This is a genomic window from Microcoleus sp. F10-B2 (assembly GCF_036704965.1).
GTDB lineage: Bacteria > Cyanobacteriota > Cyanobacteriia > Cyanobacteriales > Microcoleaceae > Microcoleus.
Map to the genome: position 1 here is coordinate 1 of NZ_JAUBTB010000208.1, position 2164 is coordinate 2164.

General features: G+C 38.3%; 1 pseudogene. It reads left to right on the forward strand.

Annotation, left to right across the window (positions count from 1 at the left end):
• Nucleotides 1-173 precede the first annotated feature (173 nt).
• Nucleotides 174-1857 (forward strand): annotated as a pseudogene (locus QUA99_RS32645) (IS1634 family transposase).
• The last annotated feature ends 307 nt before the right edge of the window (nucleotides 1858-2164 follow it).

The window sequence follows — 2164 nt, forward strand, 5'->3', positions numbered from 1 at the left end:
ATACACGCAGTGAGGGGGTAAAAGTGAATCGTCAGAGACCAAGCGCGAGTAAAAATACTCAATTATTTCGGTCGCGAATGCGTTAATTACGATCGCCAGCAGTAATCAATCATCACCAAAAATAGTGTAAACTGGCGATTGCGATGAACGCTCAAATCAGGATTCAGCAGCCCATGCAGAAAGCATCCCAGATGAAAGTAGAAGACCTAGATCATCTGGGCTTGATAGCCGGTCTAATTGATGAAATAGGAATTGTCCAAAAAATCAATGAGTTAATAGGCGAACAACCGGGCGAAATAGTCAGTCCCGGCTTGGTAGTCAAAGCCATGATTATCAATGGATTAGGGATGGTTTCCGCCCCACTATACTTATTCTCTAAATTTTTTGAAGGGAAAGCAATAGAACATTTACTTGGCTCAGGAATTGAAGCATCACATTTAAATGATGACCGTTTAGGAAGAGTATTAGATAAATTATATTTAGCCGGAATTACGGAAATATTCACAACCATTGCCCTATCAGCAGCTCAAAAATTCGAGATAAATACCGACACATCTCACCTTGACTCAAGTTCATTTCATCTACATGGCAAATATGAACAAGAATTGCCATCAGTATCTTTTTCTAGCACAGAAACAGATAGCAATCAATCAGATAATTCATCAATCAACCATCAAACATCTCCAATACCAATTCAGCTCACCTACGGCTACTCTCGCGACCATCGACCCGACTTAAAACAATTCATTTTAGACTTAATTTGTAGTGGAGATGGAGATGTACCACTATTTTTACGAGTAGCTTCAGGAAACGAATCAGATAATTCCATATTCGCCTCAATTTGTCAAGACTTTAAAAAACAATTAAATCTCGACAGTTTAATGGTAGCTGACAGTGCATTATATACCGCTCCCAATGCGAGAAATGTTAACCAATTTAAGATGGTTAACTCGTGTACCACTCAGTCTGAAACAAGCACAGCAACTGGTATCTCAATTAAATGAATCAGAATTTCACGGCTCTTCTGTGACGGGATATAGTTGGTCAGAACACACAAGTAATTATGGTGGAATTGCACAAAGATGGTTAGTAGTAGAGAGCAGTTTACGTCGTGATGCTGACCAACGTAAGTTAGAAAAAAACCTCAAAAAAGCTGAAGTTGAGGGTCAAAAAAAGTTGCGAGAGTTATCAAATATTGAATTTGCTTGTGACGCCGATGCCTCAGCAGCAGCAAGTCGTTTATCCAAACAACTAAAATATCATAATTTAACCCAAGTTACTAGCAGACAAGTGACAGCAAAACCAGCTACTAATTCGACCATTTATCATGATAACTCTAGCTCTAGCTTGATCTTTAAAGTTGAAGCTAAACTGGAATTAGATGCTAGTGTGATTGCTAAAGAAAAGAAAGCTAGTGGCAGATTTATCTTAGCTACAAATGTGCTGGATTCAGATCAATTAAATCCTGATGAAATGATTGTGAAATATAAGGAACAGCAGTCGGCAGAGAGAGGGTTTGGGTTCCTGAAAGACCCGCTATTTTTTACGGATAGCGTATTTCTGAAGTCGCCGGAAAGAATCGAGGCCTTAACTTTGGTAATGGGTTTATGTTTGTTGGTTTATACTTTGGGTCAAAGGTTACTCCGGCAAAACTTGCAACTCACTAATAAAACCGTAAAAAATCAGTTGGGCAAAGGAACTAATCGACCTACTTTACGCTGGATATTCCAAATTTTTCAATCGATTCATGCCGTTTGTATTCAAGGGATTCAACAAGTTTCTAATTTGACAGCAGAACGGTTGGCGATATTAAATTTATTTCCAGTCACCTGTCGGTCTTATTATTTTTTGTTGTGAAATGAAGTCGAATATTGATTGGTAAAACTGATTTACATTTAAGTAATTGTAGGTGCAGCAGTGATGTATTATTGTCATAATGCTGGCGATATATGCTGGGAATTAATAGTTAGTAATGATCTGATTTTTGACATTTTATGGGTTAAGAAGATTTAATTCATGCCCTCATGTCAATTTTGAGGAATTCCTAACTGGGTGATGCGATAATTGCACAGATTTTTGGGTGTTTTTACTCACTATTATCTCGGATGATTCACTTTTACCCTCTCAATCCGCGTATGTGCCAGTTGGGGGTGCGGAATGTGGG